Genomic DNA, 17721 nt, shown 5'->3' with positions numbered 1-17721 from the left:
ATCGAAGCCGCGGCACGACCGAAAACGACGCTGCGGGAGAGCGAGACGTGAGCCTCCCGCAGGTAGACGACACCGAATGCGTTCACTCGGCGACGTCTGCACAAACGAAGGGACGAGCGAGTTAGTCGGCCGCCTGTGCCTGCGAACTTCTGCCGCTGTCGTCGCCCATCTCGGAGGGATCGCTCATTCCCTCCTTGACGCCGTACTTCACGAGTGCGACGTTGACAGGCCAGGCGACGATGAATCCGATAGACAGCGAGAACGCCAGCGCCATCCAAAACAGCGTTTGGCCCATGTGGGCTTCGGCAGCGAGCAAGAGATCGGTCCCGATGGCGAATATCTCCATGATCGTGATCGAAGGTGTCTCGCTCAGGAGTGCATCCCACGTCGCCTCTTCGAATCCGACACCGTCCTGCATGAGCGGGCCGATGGTCAGCGCGTAACCGAAGAGGTACGCGAACCCGAAGGTGACTGCCGCGACCCACCCGATGCTGAGTGCGAGGATACCCTGAGCGAGCGTGATACCGACCACCTCACCCGCACCACATCCCGAGTAGCAGTGGGCTGTGGAGCGAAGACCTCGACGTCCCACCGAGTCGTGCGGGATCTGGGTCCGTCCGGAGTACCAGTAGATGGCGAGTCCGAACGGCCCGGAGTAGAGGACGACCAGCGTCCAGACGCCCTTCATCATCGACGGCAGTGCCTGGTTCCGATTCCGGATGTCCCACCAGAGGGTCCCGACGGACGCGACGACGAACAGGACCCAGACGCCCAGCACCGTGGGACTGGACAGAATCGGTTTCAATAGCTGACGTGCCGGTGCGAACGCGTGTTCGATCTGTTTGACGAGTTGTTGTATTGGCATATGTGGATGTGACGCTGACCGAACCTGGCATCTACACGTCACGAGTTGTCGGTCGCTCTGAGTTCTACCCGATACCGGCTTGTCACGGAGTTCTTTAGACTGTTGTGGCTATCGCACCGTACTGCACGAGAGTCCATCCCCCGACTTCGTTTCCGCTCTTTGACCACTGGTGTTCCTGCTAAGCACGATTTCGCGTGACACGAACGGTGTTGCCTGAAATAAACAGTTAAATGGTGTTATGAACGCTATCAAGCGTTCTCCTGTGTGGATTCATACCCATGATAATATCTCCGAAGCCGACGTACGACTAACCGAGGAACAAGACAATGACCGCTATCAGAACCGGAGGCTGGCTGCTCGGACTGCTCGCAATCGTCGGACTCGTGTTCGCCGTTCCGGTGGTGAGTGCCCACGGAAACGAGACGGCTGCTGACGATACCTCTCCCTACAACGGGACCGCGGAGGAGGAGTGGACCGCATGGATGGAATCGCACATGACCGACCACATGGGACCCGATGCAGTCGAATGGATGGAGTCGCACATGGGTGTGACCGTCGAGGAGATGGGCCGTGACATGGCTGACGACGGCCGGATGACCGGGTACGGTGGGTGCTAATCTACTCCGTGCTTCGGAACTCGGCGGGGACGAAACAGGGCTTAACGAGTCTCTTATTCACCGTAGCTATGATACGAACACTTCTGGTCGGTTAAAGGATCGAAATGAATCCGAACACGGGATAACAGTATTGTAGGCACGGATTCGTCTGATAGATATGCGTGATTTAGACGAGACAGACATGGAGATCCTCTCACTACTAGCGGAGGATGCGCGTAGACCGTTCAGCGCGATCGGCGAGACGGTCGGGCTTTCCGGCCCGGCGGTCTCTGATCGAGTGAAGCGGCTGCGAGAATCAGGTATCATCAACCGCTTCACAGTCGACGTCAACCGGAAAGTACTCCGTGCCGGTGTTCCCGTATTCGTACAGGTTGAACACGCAGTCAACAGTACGGAGTCACTTCGAGAAAGGCTCACGGACGTGGAGGGCGTCGAACACGTGTTCGTCACCGCCGAAGGAGACGTTTGGTTCTACGGGCGGGCAGAGAATCAGAACGTTCGCCGTTGGATCGAGAGTCTCTTGAGGGACTTCGATGTCAACTACTCGGTGACCCTCGTCGATCAGGCCGAGTGGACGCCTTCGATCGATGGAACCGCCTTCGCGATAACGTGCGTCGAGTGTGGTAATACAGTTGACAACGAGGGAGAATCCGCACGAATAGCTGATCGTGTCTACCACTTCTGTTGCTCGTCGTGTCACACCAAATTCGAGAAACAGTATCAAAAGCTCGAGGAACAAGCGTGACGTGTCGTTTGGGTTTCGAATCTTAGAACGGACCCCCACTTCACCCGTCAAATCAAAATAGTAAATGCACTAAAGAAGTATCCCTTAGTAAGGAGTACATATGGGAACGCGAACGGCACATCTCGATATCACGGGGATGTCCTGTGCCAACTGTTCGTCGACAGTTGGCGAGGCGCTGGAGTCCCTCGACGGGGTGTCCGAAGCGAACGTCAACTTCGCCACGGACGAGGGCTCTGTCGAGTACGACCCCGAGGAGGTATCGCTCGGAGAGATCGTCGACGCTATCGAGCAGTCGGGCTACGGTATCGTCACGGAGACGGCGAGCATCGGCATCTCCGATATGACGTGTTCGAACTGCGCCGACACGAACCAGACCGCGCTGGAATCCGTACCGGGCGTCGTCTCCGCGGAGGTGAACTACGCCACCGACGAGGCGCAGGTCGTCTACAATCCCGCGGAGACGTCACTCGACGCGCTCTATGACGCCATCGAGGAGGCCGGCTACTCGCCGGTCCGTGAGGACGCCGACGAGGGTGACGACTCGGGCCAGAACGCTCGTGACGCCGCGCGGGAGGCCGAGATTCGGAAGCAACTCCGGCTGACGCTGTTCGGTGCTGCGCTGTCGGCCCCGCTTCTGTTCTTCCTCGTCGAGAAGTTCCTGCTCGGCGGCGGCGTGGTGCCGGACCGAATCCTCGGTGTCGAGTTCGGTTGGGTGGAGTTCGCCCTCGCAACGCCGGTGCAGGTCGTTCTCGGGTGGCCGTTCTACAAGAACTCCTACAAGGCGCTCGTGAAGAACGGCCGCGCCAACATGGACGTGCTCATCGCGCTGGGGTCGACGACGGCGTACGTCTACTCCGTCGCCGTCCTGCTGGGCCTCATCGCGGGCGGACTGTACTTCGATACCGCCGCCCTCATCCTCGTGTTCATCACGCTGGGCAACTACCTCGAGGCCCGTTCAAAAGGGCAGGCTGGCGAGGCCCTCCGGAAACTGCTGGAGATGGAAGCCGAGACGGCCACCGTCGTCCGCGACGACGGCAGCGAAGAGGAGATTCCGCTCGAGGACGTCGAGGTGGGCGACCGGATGAAGGTCCGCCCCGGCGAGCAGATTCCGACCGACGGCGTCGTCGTGGACGGACAGAGCGCCGTCGACGAGTCGATGGTCACCGGCGAGTCCGTCCCCGTCGAGAAGGGCGAGGGCGACGAAGTCGTCGGGTCGACCATCAACGAGAACGGCGTCCTCGTCGTCGAGGCAACGAAGGTCGGGAAGGACACCGCCCTCCAGCAGATCGTCCAGACGGTCAAGGAGGCGCAGTCCCGCCAGCCCGACATCCAGAATCTTGCTGACCGCATCTCGGCGTACTTCGTGCCCGCAGTCATCGCGAACGCCCTGCTCTGGGGTGTTGTTTGGTATCTGTTCCCCGGAATTCTCGCAGGCTTCGTCGAGTGGCTCCCGGTGTGGGGCCTCGTGGCCGGCGGCCCCGCCGTCGCTGGCGGCAGTGTGTCGGTCTTCGAGTTCGCGATCATCGTGTTCGCGTCGGCCGTTCTCATCGCCTGTCCCTGCGCGCTCGGGCTGGCGACGCCCGCGGCGACGATGGTGGGGACGACCATCGGCGCACAGAACGGCGTCCTGTTCAAGGGCGGTGACATCCTCGAACGGGCGAAAGATGTCGACACGGTCGTCTTCGACAAGACCGGGACGCTGACGAAAGGCGAGATGGAACTGACCGACGTCGTCGTTTTCGACGGTGACGGACAGCCGATCACAGACGGCGGCGACACCGCTCCCGATGGTGGCCAATTAACCGCACGTGACCGCCTCAGCGAGGACGACGTGTTGCGGCTTGCAGCCACGGCCGAGAGCGGGAGCGAGCACCCGCTCGCCCGCGCAATCGTCGATGAAGCCAAAGAGCGCGGGATCGACGTGACCGACCCGGACGACTTCGAAAACGTCCCCGGCCATGGCATTGAAGCGACCGTCGGTGACAGCGAGGTGCTGGTCGGCAATCGGAAGCTCCTCCGCGACAACGGAATCGATCCCTCGCCCGCTCAGGACACGATGGAGCGCCTCGAGAACGAGGGGAAGACAGCTATGCTCGTCGCCTACGAGGACGAACTGGTTGGAGTGGTCGCTGATGCCGACACGATTAAAGAGAGCGCGAAGGACGCCGTGCGCCAACTGCAGGAACGCGGCGTCGACGTGATGATGATCACCGGTGACAACGAGCGCACCGCCCGCGCGGTCGCCGAGCAGGTCGGCATCGATCCCGAGAACGTCCGCGCGGAGGTCCTCCCGGAGGACAAATCGGACGCCGTTGAGGCCATTCAAGATGAGGGGCGTAAGGCGATGATGGTGGGCGACGGCGTCAACGATGCGCCCGCCCTCGCCGTCGCGTACGTGGGGACGGCCATCGGCTCGGGGACGGACGTGGCCATTGAGGCGGCGGACGTGACGCTGATGCGCGACGACCCCCTCGACGTCGTGAAGGCCATCCGCATCTCGGACGCGACGCTCGCGAAGATCAAGCAGAACCTCGTCTGGGCGCTCGGGTACAACACCGCGATGATCCCGCTGGCGTCGCTGGGCCTACTCCAACCGGTGCTCGCTGCCGGTGCGATGGCGTTCTCCAGCGTGTCGGTGCTGTCGAACAGCCTGCTGTTCCGACGGTACACCCCCGATCACGACTACAAACTGCTCGGGAAACTCCGCTGAACGCCAAAGCCACTTGCTCCATGTCCTCTATTTCCCGCCGCACGGTGCACGCGTACCTCGTCGAGACGGCCGATACTGAGCCCACGTACCTTCGGGCTCGGGATATCGCCAGCGACCTCGACGGATCGCCGAAAGCCGTCGCACAGTATCTGAGCCAGCTCCAGGACGACCTCACCGACGTGTCGCTCGAACAGTGGGGACGCTCGAAAAGCACGACGTGGCGACTGGAGGTGAGCGAGTCGTGAGCACCGTCACTCGCCGCGTCGGATCCGCCCTCCCCGCCACTGGAACTCGGGAGTGGTGGGTCCTGTATCTGCTCGCCCCGGTCGTCCTCGTCGGTGCAGCACTCCTCGCATTCCCGACGCTCGTCTACGACCGATTCGTCTGGCAGTATCTCTGGGGCCCGGTCGTCGCTGACGCTGCCGGCCAGCCAGTCACGCACGAGGGAATACGGGCCGTCCGCGGATACAACGCCGTGAACACGGTGACGTACCTCGCGGCCGTCGTGTACAGTCTCCCCGGGCTCCGAGCGTATCTCGACTCCCTCGATGTCACGTACGACGCTCGACTCGCGTACGGGTTCGCGCCAATCATCGTTGCTGGCGGAGCGATGCGCGCCCTCGAGGATATCGGCCTGCTCGGTGACTACGCCGTGCTGTTCATCACGCCGTCGATCTACTTCGTCGTCACCGCCGTCACCGTCCTCTCACTCGGCGTCGGCGCACTCGCGCGTAACCGGAATATCGGGTCCATCCCGTCGATAGTCGGTCTCGTTGGCTCTGTTGAAATCCTCAGAGAGTTACAGGTTCGCCTCGTAGTCTGACCAGATGGAAGCCCTCCCGAAGTCGCGGTTACTCAGGTTCGTTGAGCAAGCGATACACTTGGCTCGGCGAGCCGTCGCTCGTTACTCCTCGAAATTCTCGAAACGGCGGTACACACTTCATCAGCACATCGTCTTGCTCTGTCTCAAAGTTCGGAAAAATACGACGTACCGAACGCTTCTCGACGAACTCATCGAGATGCCCCGGATTCGAAGCGCCATCGGCCTTGAGGAACTCCCGTCTCCCTCGACGCTGTGTAAAGCGTTCAACGGGCTTGATATGGCGGTTTGGCGCGTTCTTCTCAACCTCTCAGTCACACTTCTCCCGACTAACGGTGTCGTCGGCATCGACGCCTCCGGCTTTGACCGCAGTCACGCCTCGAAGCACTACACGAAACGAACGAAGCTGACGATTCAGCAATTGAAAGTTACACTTCTCGTGGACACGAGAGCGAATGCTATCATCGACTTACACGTGACAACGACACGAAAACACGACTCCCAGATAGCGCCGTCGCTTATCAAGCGGAATATTGGTGATGTCGCGGTTCTGCTCGGTGACAAGGGATACGACGACCAGAAGGTTCGTGCATTAGCTCACGAGGAGGACGTTCGTCCGCTCATCAAACACAGAGAGTTTTCGTCGCTCCAGAAGGCGTGGAATGCTCGACTGGACGCCGACCTCTACGGTCAACGTAGTCAGAACGAGACAGTAAACTCCCGCCTCAAACGAAAGTACGGGGCGTTCATCCGCTCACGGCGGTGGTGGAAGCAGTTTCGTGAGATTACTCTCGTCTGCTTGGTTCACAACCTCGACAAGGCCCTCGCATCATAGAGCGACTATCGGAGTGTGATTACCGAAACCCGCAGAAGCCTCATATGAGGTGGCGATAATGGCTAAACGATGACCGAAGATACGCTTGTACCGTGGCAGACACTCATCAATATGGTTGGGTTAGGACTGATAGCCGCGCTGGTGGCAGTTCTTCTCATTATGTTTATTCCACTTCCAACTCTTCCGTCATGGGCTCCAATTCTACTGGGGCTACTCGTCGCATTTCTGTATTATTCCTATGAGGAATTTGGGCAGGACGAAGTGACCGCGCCGTAATTCGCAGAACACTATTTGGCACGTGTTCGTGTCTATCTAATAGGATTTCAACAGAGCCCGCCCGGACATTCGCGAGGACTCGCTCCCGGATGGCGTCGACGTTGTCGATGCCATCGTCGACCGCTCCCAGAACGGTGTATTCGATTTCGAATTCCGTGGCGAATTCCGTGATCTGGGACGCGAATGTATTCGGAAGTCCCGAGAGGGAGTTCACCGCCATCTCGATTGCGAACAGCGGGTGCGAGCGGTCGCGGATCTGCTGTGCTTCAGTCGCGCCGGTGTTGAACGGTCGCTGCTCGTTGATCTCGTTCAGAATCACCTCGTAGTTTACCCCTCGCTGGGCGTACGTCCGTATATCCTCGATGTCGCGTCGCCGGCCACTCGCTAGGTCACCACCGGAAACCGCTTTGAGCAAGAACATATCCTCATCGGAGAGGACGAATGCTGTCGCGTGGGTCCCGGCCCAGAACTCCGCTGCCCGGTCGTGCATCCGGTCGGTGATCCACACTTTCCCGACGACTTGCCGCTCGAAGAGATCGATCTGAAGTCCCCGCGCATCGTGCTGCAACTCGACAGTCTTTCCGACCCCCTCGAACGACTCGGTCGGCTCGTCAACGACCGTGAATCCTTGGGACGTGAGCGTCTGATAGACGTGCTCGAATTCGGACACCACACCCAGCGCGAGGTCGATATCCTCCGTCTGGTCTTTCAACCCTTGAACTGTCATCGCAGACCCGCCGAGGAGATACACCGTCACAGATTCCGAGAGCCAGCTGTCGAACTCCTCGAGAAACTCTCTGATCGCGTCGCCGCCACTGAACACGGTCATGAGACCCCGTACTGCTCTTTGAGCGCCATGAATTCTGCTTCACTCGGGATGATGACAGGAGACTCCGCCGAGGCGTCGGACTCGCCCTGGAGTGACCGATACATCGCAGCGACTGCGGATTCCAACTCGTACCACCGCGCCGTCTCCGTGAGCGTCTCCTGGTCGATGTCCAACTCCTCGATGAGGAGCATCGCATAGCTGACGCGGCGGGACCCGCGATCGCGGACGAGCGTGTGGCACACCACGTCGGCAGGTGTGAGTTCCTCGTCCGGGGCATACCAGAACGCGGGTTCGCCCGCGAGGAAAAACTGCAGGCCGTACTCTGCAAACCGGGCGAGCCCAGTCAGTTGCCAGTCGGGGGCGGCCTCGAGTGCCTCCGTATCCGCGGCTGTCTGCATGTGGACGAGTGCTCGCTTTGGATCACACCACTCGACGGTCGCACTCGGCGCGAGTGTCCGGACTCGCGACCGGTGCTCGTGTTGCACGACGGCACGGGCGAACGCCAGCAGCGGCGAGAGGTCCGCACTCAACGCGTACTCCGGGCCGGATGGGGACAGCATCGCGCGATGCTTGAGCGGTGACAGCGCCTTGTGGACGCCCTGTCGCGTAATGTCGAGTCGCTCGGCGATCTCGGCCACCCGGCGCGGCTCGTCAAGATACCAGCACACCCGGAGTGTGGCTGCCGAGAGGAGGTCGGGCCACTCGACGTGACTGAGCTCCGACTGCAGGGTCCGGTACGCTTCGACGACCGGGTGGTCGGCGAGGTGGACCCGCCGCTGGTTGTTGGGCCCACGGCGTTCGTCGAGCAGCCCCGCTTCGACCAATTCATCGAGGACGTCGTACAGATGTGCCTGCGAATACTCGGTGTCCGTCTCGAGGTCAGCCGCCGTCGCGTCCCGGCCGGTACTCAACGCATCGATGACAGCGAGTCCGGCTCTGGTGAGCATCTGTGTCCACTCTAAGCCCCATTCGTATAAATACGTTTCTGGATTTAGGTTGACGAAATTCCTATTCAGTGACGACGTCTGCGAGTGCGGTCTCTAGAGGCCCGTGGAACTGCCAGCTCGCCCGCTCGAAGCCCTCGTCGGTCGGACCGTCCCAGCGCGGGAACGCGGAGTGACCGCTCACTTTGACTGTCCACTCGGTCGGCTCGTCGAACGGGTTCTCCGTCGGAAGTTCCACGACGTAGAGGTACTCCTCGTCGCCGTGGATGCCGTCGGCCGGATTCTCGACGCCGTGGCCCAGTAGGAACAGCGGCTGGTCGAGGTGCTCCATGTTGGACGGCTTGAGGAGATTCGCTGGCTGAGCCGCGTCGATCGTTCGCTCTGGATCGCCATCCAGATAGAGGCCGACCGTCGAGAGCTTGTCGAGGAACACGAACGTTGCCGCCGTGTAGCCCGGTCCGCGCTCGGCACGGGTCGCATCGAGCAGCTCTTTCAGCTGTGCAAGATCCCGGAGGACGCTCGCCGGGTAGCCGTCAGAATGTCGGTACACCTGGGCGACGCGGTCAGCGTGGCCATCTGTTTCACTGGTCTGTTCGACTCGTTGGACGAATTGGAGTTGGCTCCGTGTCGACATCGATACTCGCCGGCACGAGTGCGCCGGCACCCATCACCGGCGCACCACAAACAGGAATGCCAGCTACTCACTCGATTTCGAGGTTCCCCGTTTCTTCTTCACCGGTTTCACTGTTCTCGTCCCACTCGAGTTCGAACTCGATGCTCAACTCTCCAGGGCCGTTAGCGGGCCCTTCGCGTTCGGCCTTGACTTCGAATGTCGGCTGCGTTGGTGGATCCATCGTGACGGACTCTGACCCTGCCTTCAGGGTGATCGAACCTTCTTGTTCGAGCTTTTCGGCGACGCTCCGGAGGTACGACGCGATTTCCCCTCGAGTCTGGGTACTCTCAGATTTGAATAGCACTTCTTCGGGCATACACACCCACCTACACTCCCTGCTCCGATAAGTGGCCCTCTCAACCTAGTAAAGGGAATCCGTCGCCCTAAGCCAGATGTGACACCTCGTTTGGTTCCTCGACATCGTCGAATTCGCCACGCTCGACCGGCTTCCAGTTCTCTCCAGGTCTTGGACTCCACCAGTCGACCTCGTAGGCACCCGGTGCGCCGAGGATCTTCACCCGTGCCGACCCATCGGGTAGGTCGCGACGGAGCTTCTCGTCGACGTGGAGGTTCCACGTTGAGTGGGTGTCGAAGCAGGCGAGGACGGCCTCCTCGTATCCACGTGTCTCTCGGGATTCTTGGAGTTCGACCTGTGTGTTGCAGTTCTTGCAGAACACACCTTCGAAGGGAATGTGACTGAATACCTCGTGTCCGCAGACGGGACACCAGAGGCACTCGAACAGTGCTTCGCTGTGGCGGTCGATGACTTCCAGACTCATCTGTGGATCTGGCCCGATTGAGACGGGCCACCCATTCTGGCCCAAAAATAAACACCATCGCAGATACGTTCCAATCAATCAGCGCTCGGCGCCGTACACGATTCTCGAGGATGCTTCGTACCCACAGCTCCGACACTCGAACCAACGCTGAACCTTCGCGCCGTCAGCCGTTTTTCCGCCGATTGCCACATCGCTGTTCGGACACTCGGGACAACTCAGTTCGGGCGCTGGCCGTTCCCGGAGCTCGTTACGGAACGATTTCGCGTCTTTCGTCTCGTACCCCCGCGACCACACTGGGTAGCCGTCGACGAGGATTACGCCACGCCACTTGTAGCGGTACGAGTCCGGTGCTCGGTGTAAGACTGCCCGAGCTCCGGTCTCGGTGTTCCGGTATGCGAGTGTGGGCGACCGACTCTCGCGCTTCCAATTTGTGATCCGGGACATCTGTTAGAAGTGGACGTCGGCGGGCACGATCCAGAGTTCCTCGCTCTCCTCCAGCACTCGATCCAGCTGCTCACGGTGACGGATCCCGTTCGCATATTCGTTGTACAGGAAGATCGTTGGCCCGTCGTAGGCGCCGACCTGGTGGAAGGCGTGCCGAGCGAGATCTTCGTCGCGCATGATCTCCTCATCGGAAAGTTCGTCAAGTGCCTCCCTCACCCGTTCGAGATTGCGCTCGAACTCCTCTTTCGTCGCCTCCCAGCCACGCTCAAGCAGGTCTTGGCCGTCATCGGAGTCGACGGGGGCTGCAGTCGGTAACTCACCCCATCGCGCCTTCCCCGCAACGGACGTGTCCTCCTCATCGAACGTCACGTGGTAGTCGAAGACAGCGCCGGCGTGTGGGTCCGCGCCGACCAGGCGGTCGAACACCGACTTTCCGCTGGCCAGTGCGTCGTCGTGGGTCGATTCTTCTACCAGAGCGTAAATTACCATGTGCATCTCGAACACCTCGAAACGCCGACGCACCGGGAGTGGTTGATCGTTCGCTCCTGCTGCGCCGGCACCCATCGCCGGCGCTCGAAAAACCCTGATCTAGCGGTCGATTCTTAGGACTCGTTCGTTCGATCGACTGTGATGGTCAGGTTTCCGGACTCGTAGTCAGCTTCGAAGTCGACGGTGAACGCATCCGAGTCATATGCGGCGTGGTAGGCGCGGTGACGCCTTAGCGAGCCCGTCGCCTTGAAGTGGAAGAACGCAGCCGACGTGTAGGGCTTACTCTGCGTCTCGATTTGCGTCTCAACTGACGCCGGAAGTGCAATCTGTGGCGTGTCGGTGTCAATACTCGCAGCGAACTCCTTCGCTTCCTCGACGGTCGCCTGTGAATGTGCGGGCGTCTCGCCAGTGAGCACGTTCACCGGTGTCTCCGTCTCATCGGTGAACAGGACATCGTGGAAGGTGCGCGTCCCGAGGACTGCGTCGGGATCTAACTCGCAATCGTGGAATGGATCGTCGTCTGAATTCTCGGGCATCAAATCATGAGCCAACGGTGGGGCTCAGTCCTTTCTGCCCCAGACAAACCACAACTAGTCTCGATGTAGCGGAGGTAAGTCCCGAAAGAAGAGCGTCCTGCCCGCACTTCCCGCCGCAGAATCAGGCGTCGATGATTCGATCGGGCTCGATTCGTGACAACCGCATCGCGTTCCCGGTGACGCCGAGGCTCATCCCCATATCTCCGACAACGACTGCCAGCGCAACGCTGACCAGGCCCAGCGGCACGCCTAACGCGAGCAGAAGCTTCACGCCGAGGCTCGCCCAGATGTTCTGCCGGATCACGCCGTTGGCCGTATGCGACAGGTCGTACAGGTACGGGAGTTTCCCGATGTCGTCGCCCATCAACGCAATATCAGCCGTTTCGAGGGCGGTGTCGGTGCCCGCCGCGCCCATCGCGATGCCGACCTCCGCAGTGGCCAGCGCGGGGGCGTCATTGATGCCGTCGCCGACCATCGCGACCTCCCCGTACTCCGCCTGTAACTCCTCGACTGCGTCGACCTTCTCGTCGGGTAGGAGTTCGGCGCGATATTCATCGACACCGACCTGCTCGGCGATGGCGCGGGCGGTGCCCTCGTTGTCCCCGGTCAGCATCACCACGCGCTCGACGCCCAGCTCGTGCAGGCGTTCGACAGCCCGCTTCGAGGCCGGGCGCACCTCGTCGGCGATGGCGATTGCACCCAGCAGTTCCGACTCCGTCCCGACGATAACGACCGTCTTGCCCTCCCGCTCCAGTGAGGTGAGCGCGTCCTCGGCGAACGCCCCGTCGTCGGCCTCGGTCGCCTCTTCCGCCACGACGCCGCCGTCTGTCTCGCGGCGTGCTCGAGCGAGGTCGAAGCCCAGCTCCTCGAAGAGCGCGGGCTTGCCCGCATAGTACGTCTCGCCGTCGATCTCGCCCCGGATGCCCTTCCCCGTGAGGCTCTCGAAGCCACTCGGGTCGGGCAGGTCGCCCACGCCCGCCTCCTCAGCACGGGCGAGAATCGCCGCAGCGATGGGGTGCTCACTGCGCCGCTCCAGCCCGGCGGCGCGACGGAGCAGATCATCCTCAGTGGTGTCGCCGACCGGGACGACATCGGTGACGGCGAGTTCGCCCTTCGTGAGCGTCCCCGTCTTGTCGAGCGCGACGGCATCGACTTCGCCCATCGCTTCGAGGTAGTTGCCGCCCTTGATCAGGACGCCGTTCTTCGCGGCGCTGGTGATGCCCGACACCACCGAGACGGGTGTGGAGATGACGAACGCACAGGGGCAGGCGATTACCAGCAGGGTGAGCCCGCGGATGAACCAGGTCTGCCAGTCGCCGGCGAAAGTGAACCCGTACCCGGCCACGTCCACCGAGATGGGGTCGGCGATAACCAGCGGCGGGATAGCGGCGGTCAGGATTGCCAGCACGACGACGAGGGGTGTGTAGTAGCCGGAGAAGCGGTCGACGAACTGCTCAGACTCGGTCTTCTTCGCCTGTGCGCCCTGTACCATCTCGATGATGCGCGAGAGCGTCGAATCGCCAGCGGTCGAGGTGACCTCTACCTCGAGGTACCCCTCTTCGTTGATCGCGCCGGCGTAGACCTCGTCGCCGGCAGTCTTGTCGACGGGGACGCTCTCGCCCGTGATCGGCGACTGGTCGACTGCACTCTCGCCGTCGATGACCGTTCCGTCGAGCGGAATCTTGTCGCCGGGGCGGACGACGACGGTCTCGCCAACGTCGACCTCCTCGGCGGGAACGGTCACTTCCTCACCATCGCGAAGGACGGTCGCCTCGTCGGGCGAGAGTTCCATCAGCTCGCGCAGGGAGTCCCGTGCCCTGTCCATCGCGTAGTCCTCGAGCAGCTCGGCGATGCTGAATAGGACGGCCAGCGTGGCGGCCTCGACGAAGTAGCCGATACCGGTCGCCGCGATGATCGCCGTCCCCATCAGCAGGTCGATGTCGAGGCTTCGGTTCTTCGCGGAGTAGTACCCGCTACGGACGACGGGGATGCCGCTGGCGGCGACGGCGCCGAGGAACAGGACATCTGCGATGTGGAGCGGGTACTCGAGGACGCTCGCCACCGTGACGTTCTGTCCGGTGAGGAGGAATTCGAAGAGGAGGCCGAGCGTGACGAACGCCGCGCCGAGCCACGTCTTCTTCGCGCGAGGACTCGTCCAGACCTCCGATGGTGGCGCGATGTCGACGCCGTCGGTCGCCTGGTTGTCCTCATCATCGCCCTCAGCGTCCGAGCCCCCGACGACCTCGTAGCCGGCGCCTTCAATCGCCTTGATTACGTCGGCTTCGCTAGTCCGATCAGGGTCGTACGTGACGTTGGCCGTGCCGGTGGTCGGCTGGAGCGTGGCGTCAGTAATGCCGTCGACACGCTGGAGGCTCTTGTCCACCTTTTGGGCGCAAGAGGGACAGTCCATCTCGGGAACGGCGAGGCGGGCGGTCAGCTCACGTCGCTGTCCGCCGCCGCTCGTTTCTCCTGCTGCGTCCGGATTCTCTGTCATTACCTCACGGTAGGAGTGGGAGTTCCATATGTCTTTGTTGGAATATTCCAACTGCGGCCCTCAGTGCGATGCCAGCCGTTCTTCCGCTACCCGCTCGCCGGCGACATGTTGCTTCGCCAAATGTTCTTCCGCCCGACGGAGTCGGTAGGTGAGTGTTGACCGTGGCACGTCGAGATGCTCGGCGAGTTCGCCGACGTCGACCTCGCGGGGTGACTCGTAGTAGCCGTGTTCGACAGCGGCCTGGAGTGCGGCCTCCTGTGCTGGCGGCAGGCCGCTCGGTGTCCCGTCGCCTCCCCCAGCTGATGTCGTCGTATCCGCGGTGCGGAGCATCTCCATCTGGGCGCATTCCCCGACGGCAACCCCGAGGGAATCGAAGAACGCCGCCACATCGCCCTCGTCGGAGTGAATGAGCCGCCACGTGTAGTGGCGGCCCTCGTGACGGGTCTCGAACAGCACACCGTCGCCGAGGTGGTCGCGGGCGATGTGGGGGACTGAGGCACAGGCAGGGGTCCGCTCCCAGTCGGAGTAGAGGATGAGCGTGTCGTCCGTGCGGTCGAGGACACGGGTGGTCTGGGTTGCGCCGCAGTCCTCGGTGGCGAGACAGTCGGCGTAGTAGTCGCTGTTGCGAAACGCGTCCTCGATGGCGTCGAGTGCGTCCGGAGTGCCGGTGGCATGGTCGACTCGCCAGAGCTGGTCGGCAGTGGCGTGCAGCGAGAGTGAACGAACGCGAGCGTCGGGGTGGTCTGCGAGGGCGTCCGCCACCCTGTTGCAGCCGGGCTCGTATTCGAGAGCGAAGACGAGTTCGCGCATACCCCGACTAAGGCCTGCCACGACATAACCCATGGCTTGGGGCGATGTCTACTGGCGGGTATCAGATCACGTCGTCCGGGTCGTGAACCTCCTGCATTCGCTGTGCTTCGGCCGCGTATTGCTCCTGGAGGTCGGGGTCATCGACCATGCCAAGATTGCCGGGTTCAGCATCGACTGCTGCTGTCGTATCTCGGACGTCGGTGAAGGACGTGAGTGCGCGTTCCTTCCGATAGTACTGTTCTCCATCGGGTGTTGCGTAGGTGAGGATGATCAGGTTCTGCTCGTCATCGGAGTACGTCCGTTCGACAAGCCAAACACGAACGTCATCTTCAGACTGATTTGACATACTTAGACGTCCCCCGATATCCACTAAGGGATTGGTGTTACGGCTTGCCGAGACTCGCTGTCTCGAAGGGTGATTCTCCGGTCGGAATGAGCAGCTCCTGTCGGTCTCCGACCCGCTCAGCGAGCTTCCGTTTCAGATACTGTATCGCCGTTGACGGCGTGAAGACGCCCTTATCGAGCATGTCGCCGACGACGTCTTTGAGGGCCGCGAACTGTCCCTGTAGGTGGCCGTCGCCGACCGGCTTGCCGTCGTACCAGCGCACCGTCGCGAGCGCGCCGTTCCCGACGGTCTCTCCCTGTTCGACCGTCTCCGAGTCGTACTGCAGCCCGAACCACAGCGTCCGATAGGCGGTCACCTCGAAGGTGGGTGACACCACGAAGATCGCCTCGTGGTGGAGATAGTCGAGGTGGTCCGCGACGATCTCGTCGAGGGTGAGCCCGGTGGCACGGGGCTTCGGCTTGACGACCGACGACGGACGATCCTCGCCGGCGAGGTAGCCGTCGACGCCATCTGCTTCGAGGCCATCGGCCAGTTCCGCCAGCAGCTGTTTCGCCCACTTCGAGTCGGTGTCGTCGCCACCGAACGGTGTTTCGGCCGAGATTCGGTGCTTGAGCTTGAGATTCGCTGCACCCCAATGAGAGTAGTGGAGCGTGTACTGTCCGTCTGTGCGTTCGTACGCAACGAGTGCGCGGTGGCCCATTGAACAATCTCCTTGCAGGACGACCCACGACTGGATCGCCCCGCACCCCTCCCGGGGGACGAACAACGCTACTCGTCGATCGGGTCGGGGGAACTGAGGTCCGCGTGGAGGACTTCGCCGTCGCGAACGACGTACCGTTTCGCCAGCACGGGAAACCGGCACTTGGTAAATCCGGCTGTCTGGATGTCGAATTCTTCGTTCGGTTCGAGATACTCCGCGAGCGACCGGAGGAACTCGTGAGTGACGATGCCACCGTCGTAGTCAGGAAGACCGTTCTCACGGGCCTCGTACACTTCGAAGCTGTCGTAGCCCCAGATAACGAGTTCGCCGTCGTCGTCCACTTCCCAGTTGAGCGTCCCGAAGCAGTGGTTCTCACAGAGCTCGCGGACTGCCTGTGGATCCGATACGAGCGCGCCGGTCGATGTCGTTGCGGCTTGCAATGTTGCCATGGATTGTTCTCGGGAGCGGTCTCGCGCCCCCGCACCCTTTCAGGGGGCGAGCAACTGCTCACGCTGTGACGGCCACATGACGTTGCGCTGCCGATGCGTCGAGCTGTCAGGATTCTCTGTTGATGTCACCGTCCCTCGTCGTATTCGGTTGGGTGAGAAAATCTACCTGCTCGAGGAGCGTCGTCGCGGTGCTAATTCGCTCTCGATCAGCGGGCTCCAATTGGTCGCTGTCGATACTGGTGAGGCTACTGAGCGCGCGGTGGAGTCGATAGCCGGGGGTGTCTCGTGGATCCATGTGTGCGCCTCCGCCAATTCTCGGCGCCGAAAAACACCGGCGGGCAGTCAGCAGGTGTGGTATCGTCGGGTGGTCGCGAGCTGGCTTCTGTTAACCAACAACTCCGAGCCGACACCAGAATTGTTGGTTAATTTGACGTCGTCTTTACTGATCGGCTTCGGGTTCGGGCCCGTAGCGTGGCGTGCCGCACCGCTGACAGCCCCACATTGGCTGCCCGGTCCACTCGTCATCGGGGACAGCCTCGAACTCGCGGAATCGATGCTTAGTCTTCCGATCACACTCCCGACACTCGAGGTGAGTTCTCTTCGGGCGCTCGCGTCGTGGCTGTTCGGTATCGGTCTTGTCAACGGATTCCTGGACCGCAATCGCTGGCACCAGCCAGAGGTCGCCGTCTGCGTCCTCACGTAGGCTTGCAAGACGATCTTCGGAGTGAACCCCACTCCCGGTTTCCTCGTAGAGGAACGTCGTGTGCTCGCCGTCGTGACAGGACTGCGTCGTCTCTGTCCACGCCGTCCGCTCACGAGCAGCCGCGAGCAGCTGATTACCACATTCAGACGTGACCCGTGTCGCCGAGGGGAGCGAGGGCCACTGATCGACAAGCCGTGGGGCCGGTTCCTCGTCGAGATCATAGATTAGCTTGCAGTCATCGACTACTGGGTCATCGTCTGCCTTCGCGAGGAGGGTGGCCGCAGCAGATCCCTTCCCGACGGCGCCGTAGAACGTCGACGCCTCAACGACTATGTGGATGATATGGAGGAGAGTCTGTTCGGCAGTCGATGTGTCCTGATCGTCGGCTGCTTCGAGATGGTTCGTGAGACAGAACCGGCACTTCGACTGGCCAGCGGGGATCGACGCTCCACAGGAATCGCACTCGGTCTCACCTTCTGTCGGGTCGTCTGGATAGCCCGCGTCGACGCCACCAGAGCGTTGCCGCCGGGGCTCGCCACTACTACTGGCGAGTTGATCGTCGGGAACGTGGGTCGCTTCGCCGAGCGGTCGGAGGGCTTCGTAGTCGGCGTACTGGTCGGTCATAGAGTGATCTGGCCGTATCATGCTTCGTCTTCG

General features: G+C 61.7%; 22 protein-coding genes. 6 read left to right on the top strand and 16 right to left on the bottom strand.

The genetic code is table 11. The features are described 5' to 3' along the window. Positions 1 to 121: 121 nt before the first annotated feature. Entirely contained in the window at positions 122 to 865 is a 744-nt protein-coding gene (locus NDI76_RS21530) for a DUF4396 domain-containing protein (RefSeq protein ID WP_310926188.1), read from the bottom strand. 326 nt (positions 866 to 1191) lie between these two features. Here NDI76_RS21530 and NDI76_RS21525 point away from each other — a divergent pair, with 326 nt between their 5' ends. From NDI76_RS21525 to NDI76_RS21500, 6 genes are all read left to right on the top strand, one after another. Next, on the top strand, positions 1192 to 1482 hold the full coding sequence (locus tag NDI76_RS21525; protein WP_310926187.1) for a hypothetical protein: 291 nt from the start codon (positions 1192 to 1194) through the stop codon (positions 1480 to 1482). A 157-nt stretch (positions 1483 to 1639) separates the two neighbouring features. Then, the gene (locus tag NDI76_RS21520) at positions 1640 to 2227 is read left to right on the top strand and encodes an AsnC family transcriptional regulator (RefSeq protein ID WP_310926186.1); all 588 of its coding nucleotides are present in this window, start codon (positions 1640 to 1642) and stop codon (positions 2225 to 2227) included. A gap of 100 nt (positions 2228 to 2327) precedes the next feature. Next, on the top strand, positions 2328 to 4937 hold the full coding sequence (locus tag NDI76_RS21515; protein ID WP_310926184.1) for a heavy metal translocating P-type ATPase: 2610 nt from the start codon (positions 2328 to 2330) through the stop codon (positions 4935 to 4937). Positions 4938 to 4957: 20 nt separating this feature from the next. Beyond that, positions 4958 to 5182, top strand: coding sequence for a DUF7123 family protein (locus NDI76_RS21510; RefSeq protein WP_049983691.1), 225 nt, complete (start codon positions 4958 to 4960; stop codon positions 5180 to 5182). Beyond that, complete coding sequence (locus NDI76_RS21505) at positions 5179 to 5760, top strand: DUF63 family protein (RefSeq protein WP_310926183.1); 582 nt, start codon at positions 5179 to 5181, stop codon at positions 5758 to 5760. The genes NDI76_RS21510 and NDI76_RS21505 overlap by 4 nt, the downstream gene beginning before the upstream one ends. A gap of 4 nt (positions 5761 to 5764) precedes the next feature. Next, entirely contained in the window at positions 5765 to 6592 is an 828-nt protein-coding gene (locus tag NDI76_RS21500) for an IS5 family transposase (protein WP_310894067.1), read from the top strand. Positions 6593 to 6755: 163 nt separating this feature from the next. Here NDI76_RS21500 and NDI76_RS21495 read toward each other — a convergent pair whose 3' ends face one another. The 15 genes from NDI76_RS21495 to NDI76_RS21425 all read right to left on the bottom strand — a co-directional run bounded on the left by NDI76_RS21495 (position 6756) and on the right by NDI76_RS21425 (position 17688). Continuing rightward, positions 6756 to 7697, bottom strand: a complete 942-nt coding sequence (locus NDI76_RS21495; protein ID WP_310926182.1) for a hypothetical protein — start codon at positions 7695 to 7697, stop codon at positions 6756 to 6758. Then, entirely contained in the window at positions 7694 to 8644 is a 951-nt protein-coding gene (locus NDI76_RS21490) for a winged helix DNA-binding protein (RefSeq protein WP_142980750.1), read from the bottom strand. Before NDI76_RS21490 ends, NDI76_RS21495 begins: the two co-directional genes overlap by 4 nt. A 61-nt stretch (positions 8645 to 8705) precedes the next feature. Continuing rightward, positions 8706 to 9275: a hypothetical protein gene (locus NDI76_RS21485; RefSeq protein WP_142980751.1), complete on the bottom strand. Its 570-nt coding sequence runs from the start codon at positions 9273 to 9275 to the stop codon at positions 8706 to 8708. 67 nt (positions 9276 to 9342) lie between these two features. After that, on the bottom strand, positions 9343 to 9630 hold the full coding sequence (locus NDI76_RS21480) for an amphi-Trp domain-containing protein (protein ID WP_142980752.1): 288 nt from the start codon (positions 9628 to 9630) through the stop codon (positions 9343 to 9345). A gap of 67 nt (positions 9631 to 9697) precedes the next feature. Further along, positions 9698 to 10093, bottom strand: a complete 396-nt coding sequence (locus NDI76_RS21475) for a DUF7567 family protein (protein ID WP_142980753.1) — start codon at positions 10091 to 10093, stop codon at positions 9698 to 9700. A gap of 78 nt (positions 10094 to 10171) precedes the next feature. Then, complete coding sequence (locus tag NDI76_RS21470; RefSeq protein WP_004594498.1) at positions 10172 to 10537, bottom strand: DUF7568 family protein; 366 nt, start codon at positions 10535 to 10537, stop codon at positions 10172 to 10174. Between the two features lie 3 nt (positions 10538 to 10540). Then, complete coding sequence (locus NDI76_RS21465; RefSeq protein WP_119712887.1) at positions 10541 to 11032, bottom strand: DUF7995 family protein; 492 nt, start codon at positions 11030 to 11032, stop codon at positions 10541 to 10543. A gap of 107 nt (positions 11033 to 11139) precedes the next feature. Then, entirely contained in the window at positions 11140 to 11562 is a 423-nt protein-coding gene (locus tag NDI76_RS21460) for a DUF8025 family protein (RefSeq protein ID WP_006183447.1), read from the bottom strand. A 121-nt stretch (positions 11563 to 11683) separates the two neighbouring features. After that, complete coding sequence (locus NDI76_RS21455; protein WP_015299293.1) at positions 11684 to 14056, bottom strand: heavy metal translocating P-type ATPase; 2373 nt, start codon at positions 14054 to 14056, stop codon at positions 11684 to 11686. A 60-nt stretch (positions 14057 to 14116) separates the two neighbouring features. After that, on the bottom strand, positions 14117 to 14866 hold the full coding sequence (locus NDI76_RS21450; protein ID WP_006183449.1) for a helix-turn-helix domain-containing protein: 750 nt from the start codon (positions 14864 to 14866) through the stop codon (positions 14117 to 14119). Between the two features lie 61 nt (positions 14867 to 14927). After that, a complete protein-coding gene (locus tag NDI76_RS21445) occupies positions 14928 to 15212 on the bottom strand; it encodes a DUF7967 family protein (RefSeq protein ID WP_006183450.1) in 285 nt (94 codons plus the stop codon). 37 nt (positions 15213 to 15249) lie between these two features. Continuing rightward, on the bottom strand, positions 15250 to 15912 hold the full coding sequence (locus NDI76_RS21440; RefSeq protein ID WP_006183451.1) for a DUF6735 family protein: 663 nt from the start codon (positions 15910 to 15912) through the stop codon (positions 15250 to 15252). 68 nt (positions 15913 to 15980) lie between these two features. Further along, entirely contained in the window at positions 15981 to 16361 is a 381-nt protein-coding gene (locus NDI76_RS21435) for a hypothetical protein (protein WP_006183452.1), read from the bottom strand. A 106-nt stretch (positions 16362 to 16467) separates the two neighbouring features. Further along, complete coding sequence (locus NDI76_RS21430; protein ID WP_096396460.1) at positions 16468 to 16656, bottom strand: DUF8012 family protein; 189 nt, start codon at positions 16654 to 16656, stop codon at positions 16468 to 16470. A gap of 144 nt (positions 16657 to 16800) precedes the next feature. After that, entirely contained in the window at positions 16801 to 17688 is an 888-nt protein-coding gene (locus NDI76_RS21425; protein ID WP_115862221.1) for a biosurfactant protein 1, read from the bottom strand. Positions 17689 to 17721: the final 33 nt, after the last annotated feature.

The sequence above is a fragment of the Halogeometricum sp. S1BR25-6 genome, assembly GCF_031624495.1.
Taxonomy (GTDB): Archaea; Halobacteriota; Halobacteria; order Halobacteriales; family Haloferacaceae; genus Halogeometricum; species Halogeometricum salsisoli.
Note: the sequence above shows the minus strand (reverse complement) of the source record. Positions and strands in the feature narration are given on the sequence as shown.

Excerpts from the sequence above, each read along its gene's own strand:
- NDI76_RS21530 (WP_310926188.1), bottom strand. The coding sequence starts at position 865 with ATGCCAATACAACAACTCGTCAAACAGATCGAACACGCGTTCGCACCG.
- NDI76_RS21525 (WP_310926187.1), top strand. The coding sequence starts at position 1,192 with ATGACCGCTATCAGAACCGGAGGCTGGCTGCTCGGACTGCTCGCAATC.
- NDI76_RS21520 (WP_310926186.1), top strand. The coding sequence starts at position 1,640 with ATGCGTGATTTAGACGAGACAGACATGGAGATCCTCTCACTACTAGCG.
- NDI76_RS21515 (WP_310926184.1), top strand. The coding sequence starts at position 2,328 with ATGGGAACGCGAACGGCACATCTCGATATCACGGGGATGTCCTGTGCC.
- NDI76_RS21510 (WP_049983691.1), top strand. The coding sequence starts at position 4,958 with ATGTCCTCTATTTCCCGCCGCACGGTGCACGCGTACCTCGTCGAGACG.
- NDI76_RS21500 (WP_310894067.1), top strand. The coding sequence starts at position 5,765 with ATGGAAGCCCTCCCGAAGTCGCGGTTACTCAGGTTCGTTGAGCAAGCG.
- NDI76_RS21495 (WP_310926182.1), bottom strand. The coding sequence starts at position 7,697 with ATGACCGTGTTCAGTGGCGGCGACGCGATCAGAGAGTTTCTCGAGGAG.
- NDI76_RS21490 (WP_142980750.1), bottom strand. The coding sequence starts at position 8,644 with ATGCTCACCAGAGCCGGACTCGCTGTCATCGATGCGTTGAGTACCGGC.
- NDI76_RS21485 (WP_142980751.1), bottom strand. The coding sequence starts at position 9,275 with ATGTCGACACGGAGCCAACTCCAATTCGTCCAACGAGTCGAACAGACC.
- NDI76_RS21480 (WP_142980752.1), bottom strand. The coding sequence starts at position 9,630 with ATGCCCGAAGAAGTGCTATTCAAATCTGAGAGTACCCAGACTCGAGGG.
- NDI76_RS21475 (WP_142980753.1), bottom strand. The coding sequence starts at position 10,093 with ATGAGTCTGGAAGTCATCGACCGCCACAGCGAAGCACTGTTCGAGTGC.
- NDI76_RS21470 (WP_004594498.1), bottom strand. The coding sequence starts at position 10,537 with ATGTCCCGGATCACAAATTGGAAGCGCGAGAGTCGGTCGCCCACACTC.
- NDI76_RS21465 (WP_119712887.1), bottom strand. The coding sequence starts at position 11,032 with ATGCACATGGTAATTTACGCTCTGGTAGAAGAATCGACCCACGACGAC.
- NDI76_RS21460 (WP_006183447.1), bottom strand. The coding sequence starts at position 11,562 with ATGCCCGAGAATTCAGACGACGATCCATTCCACGATTGCGAGTTAGAT.
- NDI76_RS21455 (WP_015299293.1), bottom strand. The coding sequence starts at position 14,056 with ATGACAGAGAATCCGGACGCAGCAGGAGAAACGAGCGGCGGCGGACAG.
- NDI76_RS21450 (WP_006183449.1), bottom strand. The coding sequence starts at position 14,866 with ATGCGCGAACTCGTCTTCGCTCTCGAATACGAGCCCGGCTGCAACAGG.
- NDI76_RS21445 (WP_006183450.1), bottom strand. The coding sequence starts at position 15,212 with ATGTCAAATCAGTCTGAAGATGACGTTCGTGTTTGGCTTGTCGAACGG.
- NDI76_RS21440 (WP_006183451.1), bottom strand. The coding sequence starts at position 15,912 with ATGGGCCACCGCGCACTCGTTGCGTACGAACGCACAGACGGACAGTAC.
- NDI76_RS21435 (WP_006183452.1), bottom strand. The coding sequence starts at position 16,361 with ATGGCAACATTGCAAGCCGCAACGACATCGACCGGCGCGCTCGTATCG.
- NDI76_RS21430 (WP_096396460.1), bottom strand. The coding sequence starts at position 16,656 with ATGGATCCACGAGACACCCCCGGCTATCGACTCCACCGCGCGCTCAGT.
- NDI76_RS21425 (WP_115862221.1), bottom strand. The coding sequence starts at position 17,688 with ATGACCGACCAGTACGCCGACTACGAAGCCCTCCGACCGCTCGGCGAA.